This is a genomic window from Microvirga pakistanensis (assembly GCF_004458765.1).
GTDB classification, from domain to species: Bacteria; Pseudomonadota; Alphaproteobacteria; order Rhizobiales; family Beijerinckiaceae; genus Microvirga; species Microvirga pakistanensis.
On sequence record NZ_SPJX01000186.1, the window covers coordinates 141,730 to 160,401 of the forward strand.

Genomic DNA, 18,672 nt, shown 5'->3' on the forward strand with positions numbered 1-18,672 from the left:
CCTGTTTTTCGTGAGCACTCCTATCTGTGTGAGGCAGCTCATGATCGTCACGGCTGATGAAGTCAATCGCTCGTTCAGAGGAACGCTCGACCTGCTTCACAGCAGGGCCGAGGGACTGAAATCCTTCGATATGAGCGAACGGGGCTTCTGGCGATCCTTCGCGGCGATTTGGCTGACGCTTCCCGCCTATGTCGTCTCGCTGGCTTTCGAGCGCCTGCGCCTCGGTTTGCTGCAGCCGGATGGCTCGCTCCTCGACAGCGTATGGATCGATTTGGTCGTGGCGTTGGGCCATGTTGCGAGCTTCGTGGCGCTGCCCCTCGCCATGATCTGGATCGCTCGCGGTTTCAATCTCACGAAAGCCTACGTGCCTTTCGTGATCGTGACGAACTGGATCACGGTCATCGGCCTGCTCGTGCTCTCGGTGCCTGCCATGCTTCTGCTGCTGGGCTGGGCCACGCCGGCGCTCGCAAGCCTCTTCAGCTTGGCCTTCGCCGTCATCATCGTACGGATGCAGTGGTTTGCCACCAAGGCGACGCTCGGCGTATCGAGCCTTCCGGCCTTCGGAATCGTGCTGCTTGGAATCGTCCTCAATTCCTGCGTGGGGAGCATCATCCGCGGCCTTCTCGGCTAATCCGGATAGTCGACGCCGATCAGATAAAGGCCCGTCGGCGGCGCCATGGGGCCGCAGCGGGTCCGGTCGCGGGCATCGAGCGCTGCCCTGACATCGGCGACCGACCAGCGCCCGGCTCCTGCACGCTCCAGGGTTCCCGTCATCGAGCGCACTTGATGGTGCAGGAACGAGCGGGCGGAGGCGTAGATCCGGATTTCGTCGCCTATGCGCTCGACATCGAGTCGGTCGAGGGTGCGAATCGGGCTGTTCGCCTGGCACTCGGCGGCCCGGAAGGTCGTGAAGTCGTGTCGGCCTGTCAGTGTTTGCGCGGCCTCGTGCATGATGTTTGCGTCAAGATGCCAGGCCACATGCCAGACACGCGACGCGTCGAGCGTCGGTGGCGCACGGCGGTTGAGAATACGATAGACGTAATGCCGCTTTATGGCGGAGAGGCGGGCGTTGAAGGTCTCGGCTACGATCCGTGCCGATACGACCGCAACAGGTGCGGGCCTCAGGTGTGCGTTCGTGGCATCGCGAACCGTGTCGGGTCGCCATTCCTTCTCAAGGTCCACGTGCACGACCTGGTGAGTCGCATGCACGCCGGAATCCGTGCGGCCGGCGCAATGGATGCGGACGGTCTCTCCGGTAAAACGCGCAATGGCATCTTCCACGGCCTGTTGCACGGAGAGGCCGTTCGCCTGATGCTGCCAGCCTGTGAAAGGCGTGCCGTCGTATTCCACGACGAGCTTATAGCGGGGCATGTCACTTCAATTCTGCAAAGGCCCGGGCGTAGGACACCGGGCCATGGGCCTCTTTTCCCTTCTCGGAAAGAGCAAGAGCCTGGAGATAGGGCCCGTCATAAGGGGTTTTCAACTGGCTCGCCAGCCCAGGCGTGAAGCCGAAGCGCGCATAATAATCCGGATCGCCGAGAACCAGGACGAGGTCGTACCCATCCGCCCTGAGCCTCTCGAGACCGTGCCGCACGAGGGTTGAACCGATGCCTTGCCGTTGAAACTCGGGGGCCACGGCGAGCGGAGCGAGCACACAACCTTTGAGGGCGGGGAGCTCCTGAATGGCAAGATGCGAAAAGGCGACGTGCCCGGCGGGTTTGTCGGCATATGCGATCAGGGAGAGGATCAGATCCCCGTCGTCATGCATCCGATGCACGAGATCGGCCTCGATCAGCTGTCGAAAGGCTGCCTCGCAAATCGTGTAGATCGCAGGCCAATCGGCGGTGGCCTCTACGCGGATGCCCATGGTGATCCCTCACATAAAGCGAGCGCCTGGGCCGATCCTCACGCCTCTCAGGAACTCGTCGAAAGCAACAGGCCCCTTGCCGGCACGCTGGACCTGGATCAGGCGCACGGCTCCCCCGCTACAGGATACCGTACCATCACTGTCGAGAAGTGTCCCCACTTCTCCCGAGCCTTTCCCCAAGGTAGCCCTCAGGACCTTGATCCGCTCCTGGCCCTTGCCGAAATCGGCCGTGAAGAAGGCTCCCGGAAAGGGAGACAAGCCGCGGATCTGATCGTGCACCGCCTGTGCGGGCTTCGTCCAGTCGATCCGAGCATCCTCGTTCTTGAGCTTGTGAGCGTAGGTCACGCCCTGTTCCGGCTGCGGCGTGAAGTTCAGGCCTCCCCGGGAGAGAGCGGCCAGGGCACGGACCATCAGATCGGCGCCGAGCACCATCAGCCTGTCGTGGAGCTCGCCGGCGGTCATATCAGGGGCGATCGCCACCTTCTCGACCATGGCGACAGGGCCGGTATCGAGCCCTTCCTCCATCTTCATGACGGCCACGCCCGTTTCCCTGTCCCCCGCCATGATGGCCCGCTGGATGGGGGCCGCGCCGCGCCAGCGGGGAAGAAGCGAAGCGTGGAGGTTGAGACAGCCGAGTTCCGGCGCGTCCAGCACGGCCTTTGGCAGGATCATGCCGTAGGCCACCACCACGGCCACGTCCGCATTGAGGCTGCGGAAGGTCGCGGCGGCCTCGTCCGTGCGCAGGGTCTTGGGCGTGAAGACCGGGAGGCCGAACCGCTCCGCCATCCGATGCACGGGGGAGGGTTTCAGCTCCATGCCGCGTCCCGCTGCGGCGGGTTCACGGGTGTAAACGGCCACGACCTCATGGCCTTGCCCGACGATTTCGGCCAGGGTGGGAACCGCGAAATCGGGCGTTCCCATGAAGACGACGCGAAGGCTCATGCACTGGCCTCGCGCTTGGCGGCCTTTTTGAACTTGGTCATCACCCGGTCGCGCTTGAGCTTGGACAGATAGTCGATGAACAGAACGCCGTTCAGGTGGTCGATTTCATGCTGGACGCAGGTGGCCAAAAGGCCGTCTGCGTCCTGCTCGATCACCTCGCCCTTTAGGTTCATGTAGCGGAAGCGCACCCGGTCCGGCCGTTCGACCTCCTCGTAATATTCGGGAATCGAGAGGCATCCCTCCTCGTAAACCCGCTTCTCCTCCGAAGCCCAGGTGATCTCCGGGTTGATGAGCACCATGGGCTGACGCTCGTCTTCGGACTTGGACACGTCCATGGTCACCATCCGGACCGGCACGCCGATCTGGATCGCGGCAAGGCCTACGCCGGGGGCGTCGTACATGGTCTCCAGCATGTCGTCTGCCAGCTGGCGGATCTCCTGCGTGATTTCCTGAATGGGTTCGGAAACCAGGCGGAGCTTGGAATCAGGAAGGATGACAAGGGGTCTGATGCTCATGATCGCGGGAGATAAGGGCTCGCAAGAGGATGGTCAAATCGTTCGTGATATGTTCGGATGCCGCCGTCAACCGGAACCGTGGCCATGAACGATATTGTCCTGATCCTCGGCAATTATGCCCTCACCTTGGGTCATGTCGTGACCGGAATGGCGGCTTTGAGCCTTCTGCTTTTGACCCTCGTCACCGTGCTGCTCCTGAGGACCCGCCGCGACAAGGCCCTTGAGGCCGCCCTTGCCGAAGAGCGCGCTCAGGAGATGGACGACAAGGTGGCGGAGCTGACCCGGATTCAGGCGGAGATGACCGGGCGGATGCGGACCATGGCGGAAGTCTTCGGCTCGCGACAGAGCGATTTCGTGCGCCTGCTCTCGGAGCGGATTGATGGTCTCCAGCACCGGGTCGGGCAGGGGCTGGAGGCCTCCACACGCCATCAAAGCGAGAACCTTTCTAAGCTCAACGAGCGGCTGGCCGTCATCGATGCGGCGCAGCAGAATCTCCGCACGCTGACCGGCGAGCTCGTGGGCCTGAAGGACATCCTCGCCAACAAGCAGAGCCGCGGCGCCTATGGCCAGGGCCGGATGGAAGCCATCATCCGCGATGGACTTCCGGCGACTGCATTCGAGTTCCAGGCGACGCTCTCGAACCGCACGCGTCCCGATTGCCTCGTGCGGCTGCCCGGTGACGCGCGGGGCCTCGTGATCGATGCCAAGTTTCCGCTGGAGGGCTTCACCTCGTTCCGCGAAGCGAACGGCGAGGAGGCGCGCGCCCGTGCCGCCGCCAGGGTGCGCAGCGACATGCTCGTCCATGTGAAGGACATCGCGGAGAAGTACCTCATTCCCGGCGAGACGCAGGACATCGCCATGCTCTTCGTGCCGGCGGAATCGATCTATGCGGATCTGGCCGAGCATTTCGACGATGTCGTGCAGAAAGCGCATCGCGCCCGTGTCGTCATCGTCTCTCCGTCGCTCCTGACGCTCGCAATCCAGGTCATGCAGACGCTCGTTCGCGATGCCCGCATCCGGGAAGAGGCGCGTGTCATCCAGGTCGAAGTGCAGAAACTGCTTGAGGATGTCGGGCGGCTCGACAGCCGCGTGGCCAAGCTTGACGCGCATTTCCGGCAGGCCCAGGACGATGTGGCCCAGATCCGCGTCTCCACCGAAAAGATCGCCAAGCGCGGCGAGCGGATCGAGGCCCTAGAATTCGAGGACAGTGGGACGCAGGCCCGGGCCGAGACGCTGCGGCTCCAGGGGCGCGATCTCCGCATCGTCGAGTAGCCTGGAACCGCCTCTCTCCCGCGACGTTCTCTCAACTCTAGCCGTCGCGCCAAGCGAATGCTGGCGCTTGCATGTTGCACGAAATCACAACACGGGAAGGAATAAGCGCCATGGGCCTTCTGTCGAAAGACATCAAGTCGTTGGACGACCTCTTCGTTCACACCCTGCAGGACATCTACTACGCCGAGCAGCAGATCACGAAAGCACTGCCGCAGATGATCGAGCAAGCTTCTGATCCGCAACTGAAGCAGGCTTTCCAAACGCATTTGGGCGAGACCCAGCAGCAGGTTCAGATGGTCGAGCAGGTTTTCCGCATGCACGGACACGACCCGAAGGGCGTGACCTGCCCGGCCATCGACGGCATCATCGATGAGGCGCAGGAGATTGCCGGCGATATCGAAGATCCGCAGGTTCTCGACGCGGCACTCCTCGCCGCCGCGCAGGCCGTCGAGCATTACGAGATCACCCGCTACGGCACGCTCGTGGCATGGGCCAAGCAGTTGGGCCGGGAAGATTGCGCGGGTGTACTCCATCAGATTCTCGATCAGGAAAAGGCCACTGATCAGAAACTCACCCGAATCGCCGAGAGCAAGATCAACACGCAGGCTGCGTAAGGTCTCTCCTCAGGAAACAAGATGGCCTCCTGCGGGAGGCCATTTTCGAATGGGTTTGAACCCCGCTGGCCCCTATGAGGGCCAACCTCGCCTTGTTCGCCGGAGGCCAGAGGCTGTTCGGTGAGCCTGTCACTTCGACGTTAAGGCATACTGGCGCAGAAAGTCCGCCAGGTCGTTCGTGATATAGTCGATATCAGGCGTTTTCACCGCTTCCTGTTCGAAGCTCTCGCGGAATGGATCGATGGTCTTCGGGACGATCAGCGTGGTCGTCATGCCGAGCTCGTGTGGAACGGTCAGATTCTTGGCGATATCCTCGAACATGGCCGAGCGGGAGGGCTCGACCCCGTGCCTCTCGAGAAAGCTCTCGTAGGCGCGTCGCTCAGGTTTCGGTACGAAATTGGATGCGGCGATATCGAACACGTCCTCGAAATGATCCAGGATTCCGATCTTCTTCGCCACGTTTTCGGCATGCTTGCGCGAGCCGTTCGTGAGGATCAGCTTGCGGCCCGGCAGGCGCTCTATGGCCTTGCCTAGACTGGGATTCAGCTCGATGTCCGTATGGTCGATGTCATGAGCGAAATCGAGGAAATCGTGCGGATCGATGTCGTACTCATTGATCAGGGCCCGCAGGGTCGTACCGTATTTATGATAGAAGTACTTCTGGAGGGCCCTGGAGGACATGCCGTCGAGGCCAAACAGATCGGCGATATAGAGGGTGATGCGCTCGTCGATCTGCGGCCAGACCCGCGAGGTATGCGGATAGAGCGTATTGTCCAGGTCGAAGATCCACGTGTCCACATGCGAGAAGGCGCGGGATTCGGGAGACGACAGGTGGTTCTCGACGGGCGGTTTGGCGTTCATGAGTTCCAAAGACGACAATGGGGCCGTGCGGCCCCACTGAAAGCAATATAGGGATTGTTCAGGCCCTCGAAAAGGGGGACTCAGCCCCGCCGGATCAGCGTGCCCGCGCCGTGGTCGGTGAACAGTTCGAGAAGAACGGCGTGGGGCACCTTGCCGTCCAGGATGACCACCGCTTCGACACCCCGTTCCAGAGCATAGATGCAGGTCTCGATCTTCGGAATCATGCCGTCGGTGATCGTGCCGTCCGCAATGAGGCGGCGGCAATCCTCGATCGTCATCTCCGGGATCAGGTTTTTGTTCTTGTCCAGAACCCCTGGAACGTCCGTCAGCAGCAGAAGGCGCTTGGCCGTCAGGGCGCCGGCGATGGCACCCGCAAACGTATCGGCATTGACGTTATAGGTCTGTCCATCCTGGCCGATGGCCACCGGGGCGAGAACCGGAATCAGCTCGGCGCTGAGCACCTGGTCCAAAACCTCGCGGTTGACCTTTTCGGGCTCGCCCACGAAGCCGAGGTCGACCACCTTCTCGATATTGGACTCGGGATCCACGGCCGTGCGGGTCGCCTTACGGGCGATGACCATGTTGCCATCCTTGCCCGACAGGCCCACGGCCTTGCCTCCCTCGGTACCGATCCATCCCACGATCTGCTTGTTGATGGAGCCCGCGAGCACCATCTCCACGACTTCGACCGTGGCCTGATCCGTCACCCGCAGGCCGCCCTTGAACTCGGACTTGATCCCGAGCTTTTCCAACATCTTGCCGATCTGGGGGCCGCCCCCATGGACGACGACGGGCTTGATGCCCGATTGTTCGAGCAGCACCACGTCCTCGGCGAAATCCTCGGCCGCCGCCCGGTCTCCCATGGCGTGGCCGCCATACTTGATCACGACGACCTGCTGGTCATAGCGCTGCATGTGCGGCAGGGCCTGCACAAGCACCTCGGCCTGCACATGGACGTCGGGGAGCTGTTTGGAATCGGGCATAGGCGGCTCCAGCGGGTGGAATGAGGACGAAGCGGCCTGCGTTCTAGAGCATCGGACCCGAAAGTGGAATGCACTTTTAGGGTCCATCGATGCTCTGGAGCACGGGCTCACGGAAACAGGGACTTCACCCCCGCAAACGGGGGAGGGCGGATACCGCGACCAGAACCCAGCCGAGCATCAAGAGAATGCCGCCCGCCGGCGCGGCCCTGGGGAAGAGCGCGACGCCCGCGAAGGCGCGGCGGGAGAGATCGCCGCAGAACAAGATAAGGCCCAGGATCAGGACATATCCCGCAATCTGGGCGAGGGTCGGATGAACCGCTCCGGCCGCGATCAGGGCCGACAGGGCGAGCAAGCCGGGGGCATGGAACAGGAGGAACTGCGCCGCCGTGGTGAGATTGCCGCCTGTGATGTGGGCGGCAGCGGCGGACAGACCCACGCCCAGGGCGCCCGAGAAGCCGGCTGCGACGATCAGGAGGCCGCTTGCCAGGGTCATAGGGCGCCTCTCTCGCCAAGGAGCCGGGCGATTCCCGCCCGAAGTTCCGGGATGCCGAGGCCCGTGCGGCTCGACGTGGCCAGGATCTCGGGATAGGCCGCAGCCCGCTTGGAGATCTGCTCCATCGTCGTGGCGATCCGCTTCTCAAGTTCGCCCTTCTTTAATTCGTCCGCCTTGGTCAGTACGACCTGGTAGGAGACGGCAGCGGTCCCAAGGGTCTCGAGAACGCCCTCGTCGACGGGCTTGATGCCGTGCCTGGCGTCGATCAGCACATAGACGCGAGCGAGGCTTGCGCGGCCTCGCAGGTAATCGTGGATCAGCTGCGTCCAGGCATGAACCTTCTCCTTGTCGACGGCCGCATAGCCATAGCCGGGCATGTCCACGAGGTGGAGACGGTCGCCGATCTTGAAGAAGTTAAGCTGCTGGGTACGTCCGGGCGTGTGCGAGGTGCGGGCGAGGGTGTTGCGCCCGGTAAGAGCGTTCACGAGGCTCGATTTGCCCACGTTGGAGCGCCCCGCGAAGGCGATCTCCACCTTGCTCATGGGCGGCAGGTTCTTCAGGGAGCTCGCGGCCCAGATGAAGTCCGCCTCGCCTGCGAAGAGCTTGCGGCCGATCTCGAGGAAGGGGTCGGTGTCTGTTTCGGTCATGATGGCTTTATCGCCGCTTCGGATCTGCTCTTCAAGCAGGGCCGTGGTGCAAATGAAAATCCCCGGGGCAGGCCCGGGGATGATTGCGTTGTTCGATATTTCGTCAGCTTCAAGCCGGACTGCTCTTGCGGGCGAAGGTCTTGCGCAGATTGTCCCACAGCTCGATCTTCACCCCGTTGCGCTTCATGATGAAGGCCTGCTGCGTCACGGAGAGCAGGTTGTTCCAGGCCCAGTAGATCACGAGGCCGGCCGGGAACGAGCCGAGCATGAAGGTGAAGATCACCGGCATCCATGCGAAGACCTGCTTCTGCACCGGGTCCGGGGGCTCCGGGTTCATCTTCATCTGCAGCCACATGGTGATGCCCATGAGGATCGGCCACACGCCGAGCATGAGGAAGGGCCCCAGTACCGGCACGGCACCCGGGTTGTAGGGGAGCAGCCCGAACAGGTTGAAGATCGAGGTCGGATCGGGCGCCGCGAGGTCGCGGATCCAGCCGAAGAACGGCGCATGGCGCATCTCGATGGTGACGAAGAGCACCTTATAGAGCGCAAAGAACACCGGGATCTGGATCAGCACCGGCCAGCAGCCTGCGACCGGATTGATCTTCTCCTTGCGGTAAAGCTCCATCAGCGCCTGCTGCTGCTTCATCTTGTCGTCGGCATAGCGCTCGCGGATGGAGGTCATCTCCGGCTGCACCGCCTTCATCTTCGCCATGGAGGCATAGGATTTGTTGGCGAGCGGGAAGAACAGGATCTTCAGGACCACCGTCACGAGCAGGATCGCGATGCCGAAATTGCCGAACATCCTGTAGAAGAAGTCCAGCACCTTGAAGAGCGGCTTGGTGATGAAATAGAACCAGCCCCAATCGATCATGAGATCGAAGTTCTTGATCCCGAGCGAGCTCTGATAAGCATCGACGGTCGCCACCTCCTTGGCGCCTGCGAAGAAGCGCTGGGTGGATTCAGCCGTGCTGCCGGGCTGGATCGTCTGAGCCGCGCCCTGCATGATCGCGTGATAGGTGCGACCGGCTTGGCTCTGCTGGGAGGTGAAGGCGCCCTGGTAGGTCGTCGCCTGATCGGGAACGACGGTGGTGGCCCAGTACTTGTCGGTGATGCCGAGGAACCCGCCCTGCACGTTGTCCCACTTCTTCTCGGAGACGGTGGAGCCTGCGACGGGCTCCTCCTTGTCCAGAGTGTCGTACGTGATCTCCTGGAGGCCAGTGTCGCCCAGAACGCCGATCATGCCCTCGTGCAGCACGTAGTAACCCAGCGTGGTCGGCTTTCCATGACGAGATACGAGGCCATAGGGATGCAGCGCCACGGGCCCGGAACCGCGATTCTCGATCGAGCTCTTGATCGTGAACATGAACTTGTCGTCCACGGAGATCGTGCGGCGGAAGACGAGACCCTGGCCATTGTCCCAGGTCAGGGTCACCGGCGTGGAAGGGGTGAGCCGGTCGCGGTCGGCGGTCCACTCGGTGGCGGCGTTGGGCAGGCCGCCGGCCTGAGCGCCGACCCAGCCGAATTCCGCGTAATACGGGTTCTGCGTGCCTTCGGGCGACAGGAGCACGATATTGGCGCTCCTGGGATCGACGGTCTCGCGATAATTCTTCAGCGCCACGTCGTCGATGCGGCCGCCGCGCAGGTTGATCGAGCCCGCAATGGCGGGCGTGTCGATGGCCACGCGCTTCGTCGTGGCAAGCGCGGCCTCACGGGACACGATGGTCGGAGCCGCCGGGGTGCTCGGCACGGTGCCGGGGATGGTGGGGGAGGCTCCCCCGGCTTGGCTCGGGCTCGAGGGCGGGTTGGGTGCGGTGGGGTTCACCTGCGTGGATTGCTGCTGGAGGGCGGCTTGACGCTGCCTTTCAGCTTGAGGCGCGGCAAAGAAGTACTGCCAGCCCAGCAGAACCGCCAGCGACAGGGCGATGGCAACGATCAGGTTTTTGTTGTCTTCACGCATGGGAATGTCCGCGACGCTCGCCTTTGATGGGAGGTGAGGAGGGGAGAGGACGATCGGAGGCTTGGGCGCTTTTCGGCTTTGTGACAACCCGCAGAGCGCGCCGAAGATCGTTGATGAGGACGTCGTAGTCGGCAGTCAGAATGTCACGCCGGCCGATGATGACGACGTCCGCATTGATGGTCGCGTAGTCCAGCCCTGCCGAGGGAAAGGCAGCTCGGAGCCGACGCTTGATCCGGTTTCGCTCGGTCGCATGGCCAACCCGTTTCGTAACGGTCAAGCCGACCCGAAGGCCCAGACCCGGGCCGCCGGGATCCGCAGTTGGGCGCAGGCGCGCCTGCACGGTCATCCGCTCCGTATGAAAGCGGCGGCCCGAGGCCGCCGCAACGAAGTCGGGTCTTTTGGTCAGACGCCCGATGGCCACATGTGCGCGAGGTTCGCGCATCGGGTGTCCTTTAAGGCTGCTTACGCCGAAAGGCGCTTGCGGCCATGGGCGCGGCGAGCGGCAATGACCTTGCGGCCGCCCTTGGTCGCCATGCGCGCACGGAAGCCGTGGCGGCGCTTGCGAACCAGCTTGCTCGGTTGATACGTCCTCTTCACGGCACATCTCCGGTCGAAAGGGGCAGCGGTGCTCGAAGGCTCGCGCCCGTCTGGTTAGGTAAGGGGTTGCCCCCGAAACTGTCTCGAAAAAACGATCAGCGCCCACGAAGAGCGCTGTCAGCTTGCGGGCTTATGACGGAAGAGAAGGGCAAAGTCAACGCCGCTCTGGCCTTTCTGCGGCAATCCGGCGGCCCGATCCTTCGCCCCTGATGAAGCTCGGTAGGCTTGAGGATACCGGGCGCTATATAGAAGCGCCTGACCAGGAGGAAGCGTGTCCGACAGAAGCGACAAGTCTCAAGGAGTGCCTGCCGGCCGAAATCTCTGGAGATATCTGCCTCTCGCGATCCTTGTCATTGTCGTCGGGGTGTTCTTCGGGGCAGGGCTCCAGCGGTCGATCAGCTTCGAAACCTTTCTTTCCCATGAGGCCGAGCTCCGCCGGATGGTGGCTGAGCATCGCCTGGCCATGCTTGGCTCGTATGTCCTGGTCTATGTGGCCGCCGTGACCCTGTCCTTGCCGGTGTCCGCCATTCTGACGGTCATCGGAGGTTATCTGTTCGGCTGGCTTCTGGGCGGGGTAGTCGCCTCCCTGGCGGCGACCCTGGGGGCAACGAGCATCTTCATGATCGCCCGGACCTCCCTGGGGCAGCCCCTCCTGAAACGTGCGGGGACGCGGGTCCAACGCCTGGCGGCGGGATTCCAGAGGCAAGCCTTCTCCTATCTTCTTTTCCTGCGGCTGATGCCGGTCATGCCATTCTGGCTGACCAACCTAGCCGCCGCCTTCTTCGGCATGCGGCTGAGGAGCTACGCCGTGGCAACCTATGTCGGCATGCTCCCGGTCAGTTTCGCCTTTGCCTTCGCCGGGGCGGGCCTCGATAAGGCTATCGCCGGCCACGAGAAGGCCCGTCAGCAATGCCTTGCGGCCGGGCAGGCGAACTGCGTCGTCGATTTCGACCCGAGCAGCCTGTTGGAACCTGAAGTGATGGGAGCCCTTTCAATCTTAGGAATCCTGGCATTGGCGCCGGTTGTGATCCGGTATCGGCGAACAAGGGGCCGGGGAGGGAAGAGGCAAACCTGACCGATCGTCTGCCGCCAGGGCGGATTCCTGGAGGTGCCGCGGCCAGGGTCGGTGTGGATTGTCGAGCCTCTCCTGAACGACGATGAAAGGATTGAAGGTTTCGGAACTGGCCAGCTTGGGCTATCCCTAGCCTCGCTCCCCCGGGGTGACGAAGGGCGCCATGGTGGAGTTTCTGAGGCCGAAGGCTCAGAATTCCTGGTTGCGGTGGGCCATCGTTGCCCTGCCGCTGAGGATAGGGCGGGCATGAGTGTCGAGCAGCCGCATTCGCTGACGTGGCGGATCCTGAGCCAATTCGGGCTTTCCGCGCGTCTGCTGCTGTTGACCGTTCTCTTCGTGATGATCGCGGAGGTGCTGATCTATGTGCCCTCCATCGCCAATTTCCGGCAGACTTGGCTGCATGATCGCATTGCTGCGGCTCAGATCGCCGCGATGGTCCTCGATGCCGCGCCAGAGGAGGGTTTGCCGGAAGAACTCGAATTGCGTCTCCTGCAGGGCGTTGGGGCTCAGGCGATCGCCCTTCGCGGAGGTGGGCGCAGGAGCCTTCTGACCACCAGCGACGTGCCGCCCGAGGTGAGCAAGAGCGTCGATCTGCGCGAGGCGAAATGGGCCACCCTGGTGATGGATGCCTTCGACGTCCTGTTCAGCCCGGCGGACAAGCCGATTCGGGTCATCGGCCATGGGATGGGCGTGGAGTTCGTGGAGATCATCCTCGATCAGCGTCCCTTGCGCGCCGCCATGCTCGATTTCTCGCGCAACATCCTTCTTCTGTCGCTCTTCATCTCGATCATCACCGCAAGCCTCGTCTATCTTACCCTGCAATGGGTGATCGTGAGGCCGGTGCGGCGGCTGACCGGGAACATCGCGGAGTTTTCCGGCAATCCGGAGGATGCCTCCCGGGTCATCCAGCCGACGGATCGGGCGGACGAGATCGGACTGGCCGAGCAGGCCCTGGCGCGCATGGAAACGACGCTGGCCGATGAGCTTCGTCAGAAGCGTCGCCTGGCGCAGCTCGGCCTTGCTGTCAGCAAGATCAACCATGAACTGCGGAATATGCTCACGACGGCCCAGCTTCTCACGGATCGTCTCGAGCGGGTGAACGACGAGACGGCCCAGCGGGTCGCTCCCCGGCTTGTCGCGACGCTCGACCGGGCCATCGCCTTCTGCGAAACGACGCTGGCCTATGGACGGGCCACCGAGCCCCTGCCGCAGCGCCGGCTCATCCCGTTGGCGCCGCTTATCGAAGATCTCTCGAATCTCAAGGACCTCGCCCCGGAGGTCGGCATCGCCTTCAACGCTCATGTGCCTGAGGGTCTGATGGTCGATGCGGATAAGGACCAGCTCTCTCGTGTGCTCGTCAACCTTGTTCGCAATGCCGTACAGGCCTTGAGCCTGGCAGGTTCTCCCGAAGGAGTGCCGCGCATCGACGTGAGCGCCAGCCGGCATGGAAACTTTGTTATAATCCTTGTCGAAGACAACGGCCCGGGGATTCCGGATCGGGTGAAGGCCGACCTTTTCACGCCGTTCCAGAGCTCCGCCAGGAAAGGAGGGACAGGCCTGGGGCTGACCATCGCGGCGGAGCTGATCCAGCTCCACGGCGGCACGATCAGCCTCGATGAGAGCAATGGCCATACCCGGTTCCGCATCCAGATCCCCGATCGGGCCAGCGTCCAGGATTGAAAATGAGCCGTGTGCAAAATCTCTTCAAAGGAGGCTTGCCAAGCGGGCCAGAACCCTTTAGATCACCGGCCTCGGCAGTTGCTGCTTCTCGCAACGACCTGCCGACCAAGCGCCCGTAGCTCAGCTGGATAGAGCACCAGACTACGAATCTGGGGGTCAGAGGTTCGAATCCTTTCGGGCGCGCCATTTATCTTCTTGTCAGAGATTGGTTTTTCCCTTCGGGGTTGCTGGCATTGAAGTGCTGGTTTGCAGTCGGTTTGCAAATTCTGTTCTCGGCGAGTTCTCCCAATTGAGGATTGCTTGATCTGCCAGCGCTCTCGTGCGGGCGAGATACCGGTCGAGAATGACTGTCACCGTTTTGAGCGAGTGCCGGGTGATGGTCGCGATCTGTTGAGGGTTCGATCGGCACGGACGAGATGTACGCCAACAGGCAGTTGGCGGAAGGTCTGGGCGCGGCCATGGGTGTCGTCTTCCAGGCGCCCAACTCGCCGACCGTCTACCTCGCCGGAGACACCATCTGGCGCAACGAAGTCGATCAGAGCCTGGCCAGGTTCAAGCCTGACGTGATCCTCCTGAACGCCGGCGAGGCCCGCATGCTGGGCTTTGCCGGATCGATCATCATGAGCAAGGACGATGTCCTCCGCGCGTACAAGGCTGCGCCGAACGCCACCATCCTGGCCGTCCACATGGATGCGATCAACCACATGGCGTTAAGCCGCAAGGACCTGCGGGAATACGTTGAGCAGAACGGCATGCAGGATCGTGTGCGAATTCCCGCCGACGGCGAAGTCCTGAAGTTCTGACCATTTGGTGCCCACCCCGGCTGGGGTGGGCAGTCCCAGCCTCACCTGCCGTTGCCACATCATCCCCCAAGCCTGCTGGCCCGTCCTCCCCTCTCAGATCGGCGCCGCTGAAACTGCGGGCTCAGCGACGTGTCAAAGCTTTCTATGATCACGAACGGGAAATTCCACCGCTCGTCCAGGCGCTTACCTGTTGTTTGGTGGTCGTTGCCACCGAATGCCGGATCAAATCGCTTCCTATTATCCGGTATTCGAGCGGAAGCCGGGATCTCCGATTTCCGCTCCGTGCATAGACCCCTTTTTGAGCTATCTTCTCTGTCGGGCGATCAGACGCCAGAGCCGGGTCGGCCGGCGAGAAGCTGGAGCTCCCAAGCTAGATTCGTGGCGCTGGCGCCACCATGCTCGAGCATGATCTCTGCCACCTTGCCAGCCGTTTCCTCGCGAGCCCAATCCCGTTGAAGCTCTGCCATGAACACGCCGGCCGTGAGCGGAATGGCGCCAGCTTGGATCATCCGCTGAATTCCCATCTCGTGGGCCTCCACGCTGGTCCCGCCAGAGGCGTCGGTGACGAAATACACCTCGTAGCCCTCGCCGAGAGCGTGAATGACCGGAAAGGCGAGGCAGATTTCGGTCCACAGCGCGGCAATCACGATCTTCCTGCGGCCCGTGCTCTCCACCCATCGGACGCAGCTTTCATCTTCCCAGGTGTTGATCGTCGTCCGGTCAATAGGCGTCTGCTCGGGAAAGACATCCTGGAGCGGTTTGATGAGATTCCCGCCGCGGTCCTTGAGCACGGTGGTCAGCAATGTGGGCACGTTGAACGCCTTGGCGGCCTTTGCGAGCATCACCACATTGTTGATCATGAGGGCTGCATCGATGTTCTTGACACCGCTCACTTGGAACGGCTGATGGTCGATCAGCATCAGGGCGCAATTGTCCGGTGTGAGCATCGCGTCTAGTCCGACTCTGACAGGCTTTGACGTAATCATTGGAGCATCCTTTCAAGAGAGATTCTTCGGGAGGGTTGTCAGCACGCACAAGGCGATGTCATGCGTGCTTCGTCAGATTCTGGGCGACCAGCGGCCCGCCGAACTGCTGGAGCAGGCCGCCCTGATCCAGTTCGCCTAACGTGATCGCTGCAAAACCGAGGCGCTCGATCAGGCTGGCGATGTCAGCGTTGGCACCGGCGTCATTGCCCGAGACGAACAGAACGCGGTGTCCGCCATCCTGCGTTGGATCGCTGGCCAGCACGGCCGCCGGCAGTGTGTTGAAGGCTTTGACGACCCGTGCTCCCGGAACCATTTCGGCGATGACTGCGGTCGAGGGGCGACCTCCAAGATCCTTGGGCGTGAAGGCCGGAAAGTCGATGGCGTTCGTCGCGTCGACGACGATCCGGCCGTTCCATTGCGCAGAACCCTGGACAGCGTCAGCGACGGCCGTAAAAGGAACGGCGAGGATCACCGTATCCGCTTTCATGGCCTCGGCCAGGGTTGTTGGGGTTACATACAATCCGAGCTCTGCAACCAGACCCGCAAGGGACCCCGGCCCACGGCTGTTGGCGATCAGAACGTCGATGTTGCTGCGGGCGAACTGGCGGGCGAGAGCGCTGCCGATCGCGCCCGAGCCAATGATGGCATAGGTCATGGCACAGAGATCCTTCTGGAGGGTTGGGAAGGCAGTGAATTTTTCAGGACAGAGCGTGACGTGGATGTGTCACTTCAGCCGGAAGGGCGGGGTGTCGGGCAATGGGATGAACTCGGTTTCGCCGGGAACGCCGGGGAACTGACGCTCGCGCCAGTCCTGCGCAGCCTGCTCGATGCGCTCGCGCCGGCTCGACACAAAGTTCCAGTAGATGTAGCGCTTCTCGGGCAGCGGCTCGCCGCCGAGCAGCATCAGGCGAGCGGCACCGACTGCACGCAGCACGATCTCCGCACCGGGCTTGAACACGACGAGTCTGTCCTTGCCGAAGCTCCCGGTCTGCCCAGCGATCTCGATCTCTCCGCTGATGATGTAAACCGCCCGCTCGACATGTTCCGCATCGATGCGCAGGCGCGCTCCATCGTTGAGAGACACATCGGCGTTGAACAGATCGGAGTAGGTGCGTGTGGGTGCGGTGCGCCCATGCAAAGAGCCAGCGATCAATCTGAGGCTTATGCCTTCTCCCTCTATCTGAGGGAGGTCGCCAGCATCGGCGTGCTGAAAGCCTGGGGATGTCTCTTCCTGATCCGTGGGCAACGCCACCCAGCTCTGGAAGCCGAACACTGTCCCGCCGCTGGCACGTGTTGTATCGCTGCTCCGCTCCGAGTGCACGATGCCGCGTCCCGCCGTCATGACGTTGACCTCGCCGGGACGAATGGGCTGCACATAGCCCTCGCTGTCGCGGTGCAGGATCTCCCCATCGATGAGGTAGGTCAGGGTTGCAAGCCCGATGTGAGGGTGAGGCCGGGTGTCGAGGCCGTCGCCCGCCTGAAAGGCAACAGGGCCGAAGCTGTCGAGAAAGATGAACGGTCCGACCATGCGGCGATGCATGGACGGCAAAGCGCGGCGCACCTGAAAGCCATCGCCGAGGTCGCGAACGGCCGGCAGAATGATCTGTTCGACTTCGGCGGCATAGGACTGAACGGTCATGGCATTGTCCTTTCCAGCAACGGCGCGCTGTGTGAGGACATTGAAGGCGATTTCCCGTATCCTGAAAACTGGCATAATATGAACCGTAACGTTCGAGGAAATCGATATGCCTTCCGGTCCAGGGATCCCGACGCTTGATCAGCTGCGGATCTTTCTCACCATTGTGGATGTCGGCAGTTTTGCAGGTGCGGCCCGCAAGCTGGGTCGGGCGACATCCGTCATCAGCTACTCGATCGCCAACCTGGAGGCGCAGCTCGGGGTGTCGCTCTTCGACCGCGAATCCACCCGCAAGCCTCAGCTGACCGAAGCTGGCCGGATGGTCCTGGCCGAAGCCAGGACCGTCTCCAACGGAGTCGATGGGCTGCGCGCGAAGGTCAGGGGGCTGCTGCAGGGATTGGAGGCGGAGATCCACCTCGTGCTCGACGTGATGCTGCCGGCTTGGCGCGTGGTCGATGCACTCAAGGAATTCCGCGTCGAGTTTCCAACGGTTCATCTGCGGTTGAACGTCGAGGCGCTCGGGGCCGTGACCCAGATGGTTCTCAACCGCTCCGCCTCGATCGGCGTAGGCCTGCCGCTCGATGCGGAAATCGCGGGGATCGAGCGGATCGGCGTGGGCGGCGTCGAACTGGTGCCTGTGGCCGCGCCCAATCATCCGCTGGCCCGTGCGGGTCAGAATGCGCCGGGTGCAGGACGTGATCACATCCAGCTTGTGCTCACGGACCGCTCGCCCTTCACGCAAGGCCAGGATATGGCGGTCGTGGCAACGCAGACGTGGCGTCTGGCGGATCTCGGCTCAAAGCACATGCTGCTGAGGGAGGGCATCGGCTGGGGCAACATGCCGGAACCGATGGTGCGCGAAGATTTGGCTGCCGGCCGGCTCGTCCCCCTCGACATGCCCGACTGCCGGGGAGGATCCTACCGGCTGCAGGCGATCTATCGAACGGATACGCCGCCTGGGCCTGCCGGTTCATGGCTGATCAAGCGCTTTCAGGAGCAAGCCGAGAGCCCGACGGCAAGGGCCGACGAAAATGCTGCCCGCTCACTTGCGGGCGGCAGACCGCAAATAAAGGCCGCGGAGTGAGCGCGGCCTTTCGTCGTGATTTCGAATGATCTTAAGGCAAGCCGTTAACGGCGGGCATCCAGGCTGAAGCGGCCTGCTCCGAAGGCCACAACCTGAAGCAATCCGCCGGCCATGGCGATGTTCTTGAAGAAGTGGATGAACTGGTTCTGATCCGCAAGATTGCCGTGAAATGCAAGCGCTGTCGCAAGAGTGAAGCCTGTGAGCCCTGCCGCAACGAGCCGCGTGCGATAGCCGACGATCAATGCAAGGCCACCCAGGATCTCAACGACGACCGCAAGGGCGAACCCGAGAGGCGCCAGCGGCAGGCCTGCTGATTCGATATAGCCGATCGTCGCTGCCGGAGCGGCAATCTTCGAGACGCCCGAGATAACAAAGATGGCGCTCAGAAACAGGCGGCCGGTGAGAGGGGCTGCATCAGCAAGTGCCGACGGCAACGGGTTACGAGTAAAGATGTGAGGGACAGCGGCTGAGTTTGGCATGGCGGTAGAGCCTTCTGAAAGGGCGCGGTTTGTGAAAGGCGCCGTGGACAGAAGTAAAATAGCCATCATGCAGCATAACAGAAAAGTCGAATAAAATAGATCGTTAAGTTCGATAAAATAGAGAGTTTGAGTTTGAGGCGGACAATCAGAATGGCAGCTTTTGGCACATTCCTGAAGTAGG

General features: G+C 62.3%; 22 protein-coding genes and 1 tRNA gene. 8 read left to right on the forward strand and 15 right to left on the reverse strand.

Annotated features, from left to right (window positions below; all coding sequences use genetic code 11):
- The first annotated feature begins 40 nt into the window (after positions 1-40).
- Positions 41-631, forward strand: coding sequence for a hypothetical protein (locus tag E4K09_RS11540; protein WP_134497080.1), 591 nt, complete (start codon positions 41-43; stop codon positions 629-631).
- Here E4K09_RS11540 and truA read toward each other — a convergent pair.
- The 4 genes from truA to def are packed head-to-tail and all read right to left on the reverse strand — an operon-like array spanning position 628 to position 3,324.
- Complete coding sequence (truA, locus tag E4K09_RS11545; RefSeq protein WP_134497082.1) at positions 628-1,371, reverse strand: tRNA pseudouridine(38-40) synthase TruA; 744 nt, start codon at positions 1,369-1,371, stop codon at positions 628-630. The genes E4K09_RS11540 and truA overlap by 4 nt on opposite strands.
- 1 nt (position 1,372) lies before the next feature.
- Entirely contained in the window at positions 1,373-1,867 is a 495-nt protein-coding gene (locus E4K09_RS11550) for a GNAT family N-acetyltransferase (protein WP_134497084.1), read from the reverse strand.
- Between the two features lie 9 nt (positions 1,868-1,876).
- Positions 1,877-2,809, reverse strand: a complete 933-nt coding sequence (gene fmt, locus E4K09_RS11555) for a methionyl-tRNA formyltransferase (protein ID WP_134497086.1) — start codon at positions 2,807-2,809, stop codon at positions 1,877-1,879.
- Positions 2,806-3,324 (reverse strand): peptide deformylase, encoded by a 519-nt coding sequence (gene def / locus E4K09_RS11560; RefSeq protein ID WP_134497087.1) that lies wholly within the window; start codon positions 3,322-3,324, stop codon positions 2,806-2,808. Before def ends, fmt begins: the two co-directional genes overlap by 4 nt.
- Positions 3,325-3,408: 84 nt before the next feature.
- Between def and E4K09_RS11565 the strand changes: the two genes are divergently transcribed.
- Both E4K09_RS11565 and E4K09_RS11570 read left to right on the forward strand, forming a co-directional pair.
- Positions 3,409-4,596 carry a DNA recombination protein RmuC gene (locus E4K09_RS11565; protein ID WP_134497089.1) on the forward strand — a complete coding sequence of 396 codons (1,188 nt, stop codon included), beginning with the start codon at positions 3,409-3,411 and terminating at the stop codon, positions 4,594-4,596.
- Positions 4,597-4,706: 110 nt separating this feature from the next.
- Positions 4,707-5,210: a YciE/YciF ferroxidase family protein gene (locus E4K09_RS11570; RefSeq protein WP_134497091.1), complete on the forward strand. Its 504-nt coding sequence runs from the start codon at positions 4,707-4,709 to the stop codon at positions 5,208-5,210.
- 129 nt (positions 5,211-5,339) lie between these two features.
- On the opposite strand, the gene E4K09_RS11575 is transcribed toward E4K09_RS11570, so the two are convergent.
- From E4K09_RS11575 to rpmH, 7 genes are all read right to left on the reverse strand, one after another.
- On the reverse strand, positions 5,340-6,071 hold the full coding sequence (locus E4K09_RS11575) for a pyrimidine 5'-nucleotidase (RefSeq protein WP_134497093.1): 732 nt from the start codon (positions 6,069-6,071) through the stop codon (positions 5,340-5,342).
- An 80-nt stretch (positions 6,072-6,151) separates the two neighbouring features.
- Positions 6,152-7,054, reverse strand: a complete 903-nt coding sequence (argB, locus tag E4K09_RS11580; RefSeq protein ID WP_134497095.1) for an acetylglutamate kinase — start codon at positions 7,052-7,054, stop codon at positions 6,152-6,154.
- A gap of 124 nt (positions 7,055-7,178) precedes the next feature.
- Positions 7,179-7,547, reverse strand: a complete 369-nt coding sequence (locus E4K09_RS11585; RefSeq protein WP_134497097.1) for a DUF423 domain-containing protein — start codon at positions 7,545-7,547, stop codon at positions 7,179-7,181.
- On the reverse strand, positions 7,544-8,194 hold the full coding sequence (gene yihA / locus E4K09_RS11590) for a ribosome biogenesis GTP-binding protein YihA/YsxC (protein ID WP_134497099.1): 651 nt from the start codon (positions 8,192-8,194) through the stop codon (positions 7,544-7,546). The genes E4K09_RS11585 and yihA overlap by 4 nt, the downstream gene beginning before the upstream one ends.
- A gap of 109 nt (positions 8,195-8,303) precedes the next feature.
- Positions 8,304-10,154 (reverse strand): membrane protein insertase YidC, encoded by a 1,851-nt coding sequence (gene yidC / locus E4K09_RS11595; RefSeq protein WP_134497101.1) that lies wholly within the window; start codon positions 10,152-10,154, stop codon positions 8,304-8,306.
- The gene (gene rnpA, locus E4K09_RS11600) at positions 10,147-10,596 is read right to left on the reverse strand and encodes a ribonuclease P protein component (protein WP_134497103.1); all 450 of its coding nucleotides are present in this window, start codon (positions 10,594-10,596) and stop codon (positions 10,147-10,149) included. Before rnpA ends, yidC begins: the two co-directional genes overlap by 8 nt.
- A gap of 20 nt (positions 10,597-10,616) precedes the next feature.
- The gene (gene rpmH, locus E4K09_RS11605) at positions 10,617-10,751 is read right to left on the reverse strand and encodes a 50S ribosomal protein L34 (RefSeq protein ID WP_027314822.1); all 135 of its coding nucleotides are present in this window, start codon (positions 10,749-10,751) and stop codon (positions 10,617-10,619) included.
- 271 nt (positions 10,752-11,022) lie between these two features.
- On the opposite strand from rpmH, the gene E4K09_RS11610 reads away from it, so the two are divergent.
- The 4 genes from E4K09_RS11610 (at position 11,023) to E4K09_RS11630 (ending at position 14,306) form a co-directional block, all read left to right on the forward strand.
- Positions 11,023-11,826 (forward strand): TVP38/TMEM64 family protein, encoded by an 804-nt coding sequence (locus tag E4K09_RS11610; RefSeq protein WP_134497105.1) that lies wholly within the window; start codon positions 11,023-11,025, stop codon positions 11,824-11,826.
- 243 nt (positions 11,827-12,069) lie between these two features.
- Positions 12,070-13,503 (forward strand): sensor histidine kinase, encoded by a 1,434-nt coding sequence (locus E4K09_RS11615; RefSeq protein WP_134497107.1) that lies wholly within the window; start codon positions 12,070-12,072, stop codon positions 13,501-13,503.
- Positions 13,504-13,612: 109 nt separating this feature from the next.
- Positions 13,613-13,689: transfer RNA gene (locus E4K09_RS11620), tRNA-Arg, on the forward strand.
- A gap of 230 nt (positions 13,690-13,919) precedes the next feature.
- Positions 13,920-14,306: an MBL fold metallo-hydrolase gene (locus tag E4K09_RS11630; RefSeq protein ID WP_204985713.1), complete on the forward strand. Its 387-nt coding sequence runs from the start codon at positions 13,920-13,922 to the stop codon at positions 14,304-14,306.
- Positions 14,307-14,629: 323 nt separating this feature from the next.
- Here the strand turns inward: E4K09_RS11630 and E4K09_RS11635 are convergent, their stop codons facing one another.
- From E4K09_RS11635 to E4K09_RS11645, 3 genes are all read right to left on the reverse strand, one after another.
- The gene (locus E4K09_RS11635; protein WP_134497109.1) at positions 14,630-15,292 is read right to left on the reverse strand and encodes a hydrolase; all 663 of its coding nucleotides are present in this window, start codon (positions 15,290-15,292) and stop codon (positions 14,630-14,632) included.
- Positions 15,293-15,350: 58 nt separating this feature from the next.
- Positions 15,351-15,947, reverse strand: coding sequence for an NADPH-dependent F420 reductase (locus tag E4K09_RS11640; RefSeq protein WP_134497111.1), 597 nt, complete (start codon positions 15,945-15,947; stop codon positions 15,351-15,353).
- 69 nt (positions 15,948-16,016) lie between these two features.
- The gene (locus tag E4K09_RS11645) at positions 16,017-16,931 is read right to left on the reverse strand and encodes a pirin family protein (RefSeq protein ID WP_134497113.1); all 915 of its coding nucleotides are present in this window, start codon (positions 16,929-16,931) and stop codon (positions 16,017-16,019) included.
- A gap of 106 nt (positions 16,932-17,037) precedes the next feature.
- On the opposite strand from E4K09_RS11645, the gene E4K09_RS11650 reads away from it, so the two are divergent.
- Positions 17,038-18,012: a LysR family transcriptional regulator gene (locus tag E4K09_RS11650; RefSeq protein WP_134497115.1), complete on the forward strand. Its 975-nt coding sequence runs from the start codon at positions 17,038-17,040 to the stop codon at positions 18,010-18,012.
- A 44-nt stretch (positions 18,013-18,056) separates the two neighbouring features.
- Here E4K09_RS11650 and E4K09_RS11655 read toward each other — a convergent pair whose 3' ends face one another.
- The gene (locus tag E4K09_RS11655; protein WP_134497177.1) at positions 18,057-18,491 is read right to left on the reverse strand and encodes a DoxX family protein; all 435 of its coding nucleotides are present in this window, start codon (positions 18,489-18,491) and stop codon (positions 18,057-18,059) included.
- Between the last annotated feature and the right edge of the window lie 181 nt (positions 18,492-18,672).

Excerpts from the sequence above, each read along its gene's own strand:
- E4K09_RS11540 (WP_134497080.1), top strand. The coding sequence starts at position 41 with ATGATCGTCACGGCTGATGAAGTCAATCGCTCGTTCAGAGGAACGCTC.
- truA (WP_134497082.1), bottom strand. The coding sequence starts at position 1,371 with ATGCCCCGCTATAAGCTCGTCGTGGAATACGACGGCACGCCTTTCACA.
- E4K09_RS11550 (WP_134497084.1), bottom strand. The coding sequence starts at position 1,867 with ATGGGCATCCGCGTAGAGGCCACCGCCGATTGGCCTGCGATCTACACG.
- fmt (WP_134497086.1), bottom strand. The coding sequence starts at position 2,809 with ATGAGCCTTCGCGTCGTCTTCATGGGAACGCCCGATTTCGCGGTTCCC.
- def (WP_134497087.1), bottom strand. The coding sequence starts at position 3,324 with ATGAGCATCAGACCCCTTGTCATCCTTCCTGATTCCAAGCTCCGCCTG.
- E4K09_RS11565 (WP_134497089.1), top strand. The coding sequence starts at position 3,409 with ATGAACGATATTGTCCTGATCCTCGGCAATTATGCCCTCACCTTGGGT.
- E4K09_RS11570 (WP_134497091.1), top strand. The coding sequence starts at position 4,707 with ATGGGCCTTCTGTCGAAAGACATCAAGTCGTTGGACGACCTCTTCGTT.
- E4K09_RS11575 (WP_134497093.1), bottom strand. The coding sequence starts at position 6,071 with ATGAACGCCAAACCGCCCGTCGAGAACCACCTGTCGTCTCCCGAATCC.
- argB (WP_134497095.1), bottom strand. The coding sequence starts at position 7,054 with ATGCCCGATTCCAAACAGCTCCCCGACGTCCATGTGCAGGCCGAGGTG.
- E4K09_RS11585 (WP_134497097.1), bottom strand. The coding sequence starts at position 7,547 with ATGACCCTGGCAAGCGGCCTCCTGATCGTCGCAGCCGGCTTCTCGGGC.
- yihA (WP_134497099.1), bottom strand. The coding sequence starts at position 8,194 with ATGACCGAAACAGACACCGACCCCTTCCTCGAGATCGGCCGCAAGCTC.
- yidC (WP_134497101.1), bottom strand. The coding sequence starts at position 10,154 with ATGCGTGAAGACAACAAAAACCTGATCGTTGCCATCGCCCTGTCGCTG.
- rnpA (WP_134497103.1), bottom strand. The coding sequence starts at position 10,596 with ATGCGCGAACCTCGCGCACATGTGGCCATCGGGCGTCTGACCAAAAGA.
- E4K09_RS11615 (WP_134497107.1), top strand. The coding sequence starts at position 12,070 with ATGAGTGTCGAGCAGCCGCATTCGCTGACGTGGCGGATCCTGAGCCAA.
- E4K09_RS11630 (WP_204985713.1), top strand. The coding sequence starts at position 13,920 with ATGTACGCCAACAGGCAGTTGGCGGAAGGTCTGGGCGCGGCCATGGGT.
- E4K09_RS11635 (WP_134497109.1), bottom strand. The coding sequence starts at position 15,292 with ATGATTACGTCAAAGCCTGTCAGAGTCGGACTAGACGCGATGCTCACA.
- E4K09_RS11640 (WP_134497111.1), bottom strand. The coding sequence starts at position 15,947 with ATGACCTATGCCATCATTGGCTCGGGCGCGATCGGCAGCGCTCTCGCC.
- E4K09_RS11645 (WP_134497113.1), bottom strand. The coding sequence starts at position 16,931 with ATGACCGTTCAGTCCTATGCCGCCGAAGTCGAACAGATCATTCTGCCG.
- E4K09_RS11650 (WP_134497115.1), top strand. The coding sequence starts at position 17,038 with ATGCCTTCCGGTCCAGGGATCCCGACGCTTGATCAGCTGCGGATCTTT.
- E4K09_RS11655 (WP_134497177.1), bottom strand. The coding sequence starts at position 18,491 with ATGCCAAACTCAGCCGCTGTCCCTCACATCTTTACTCGTAACCCGTTG.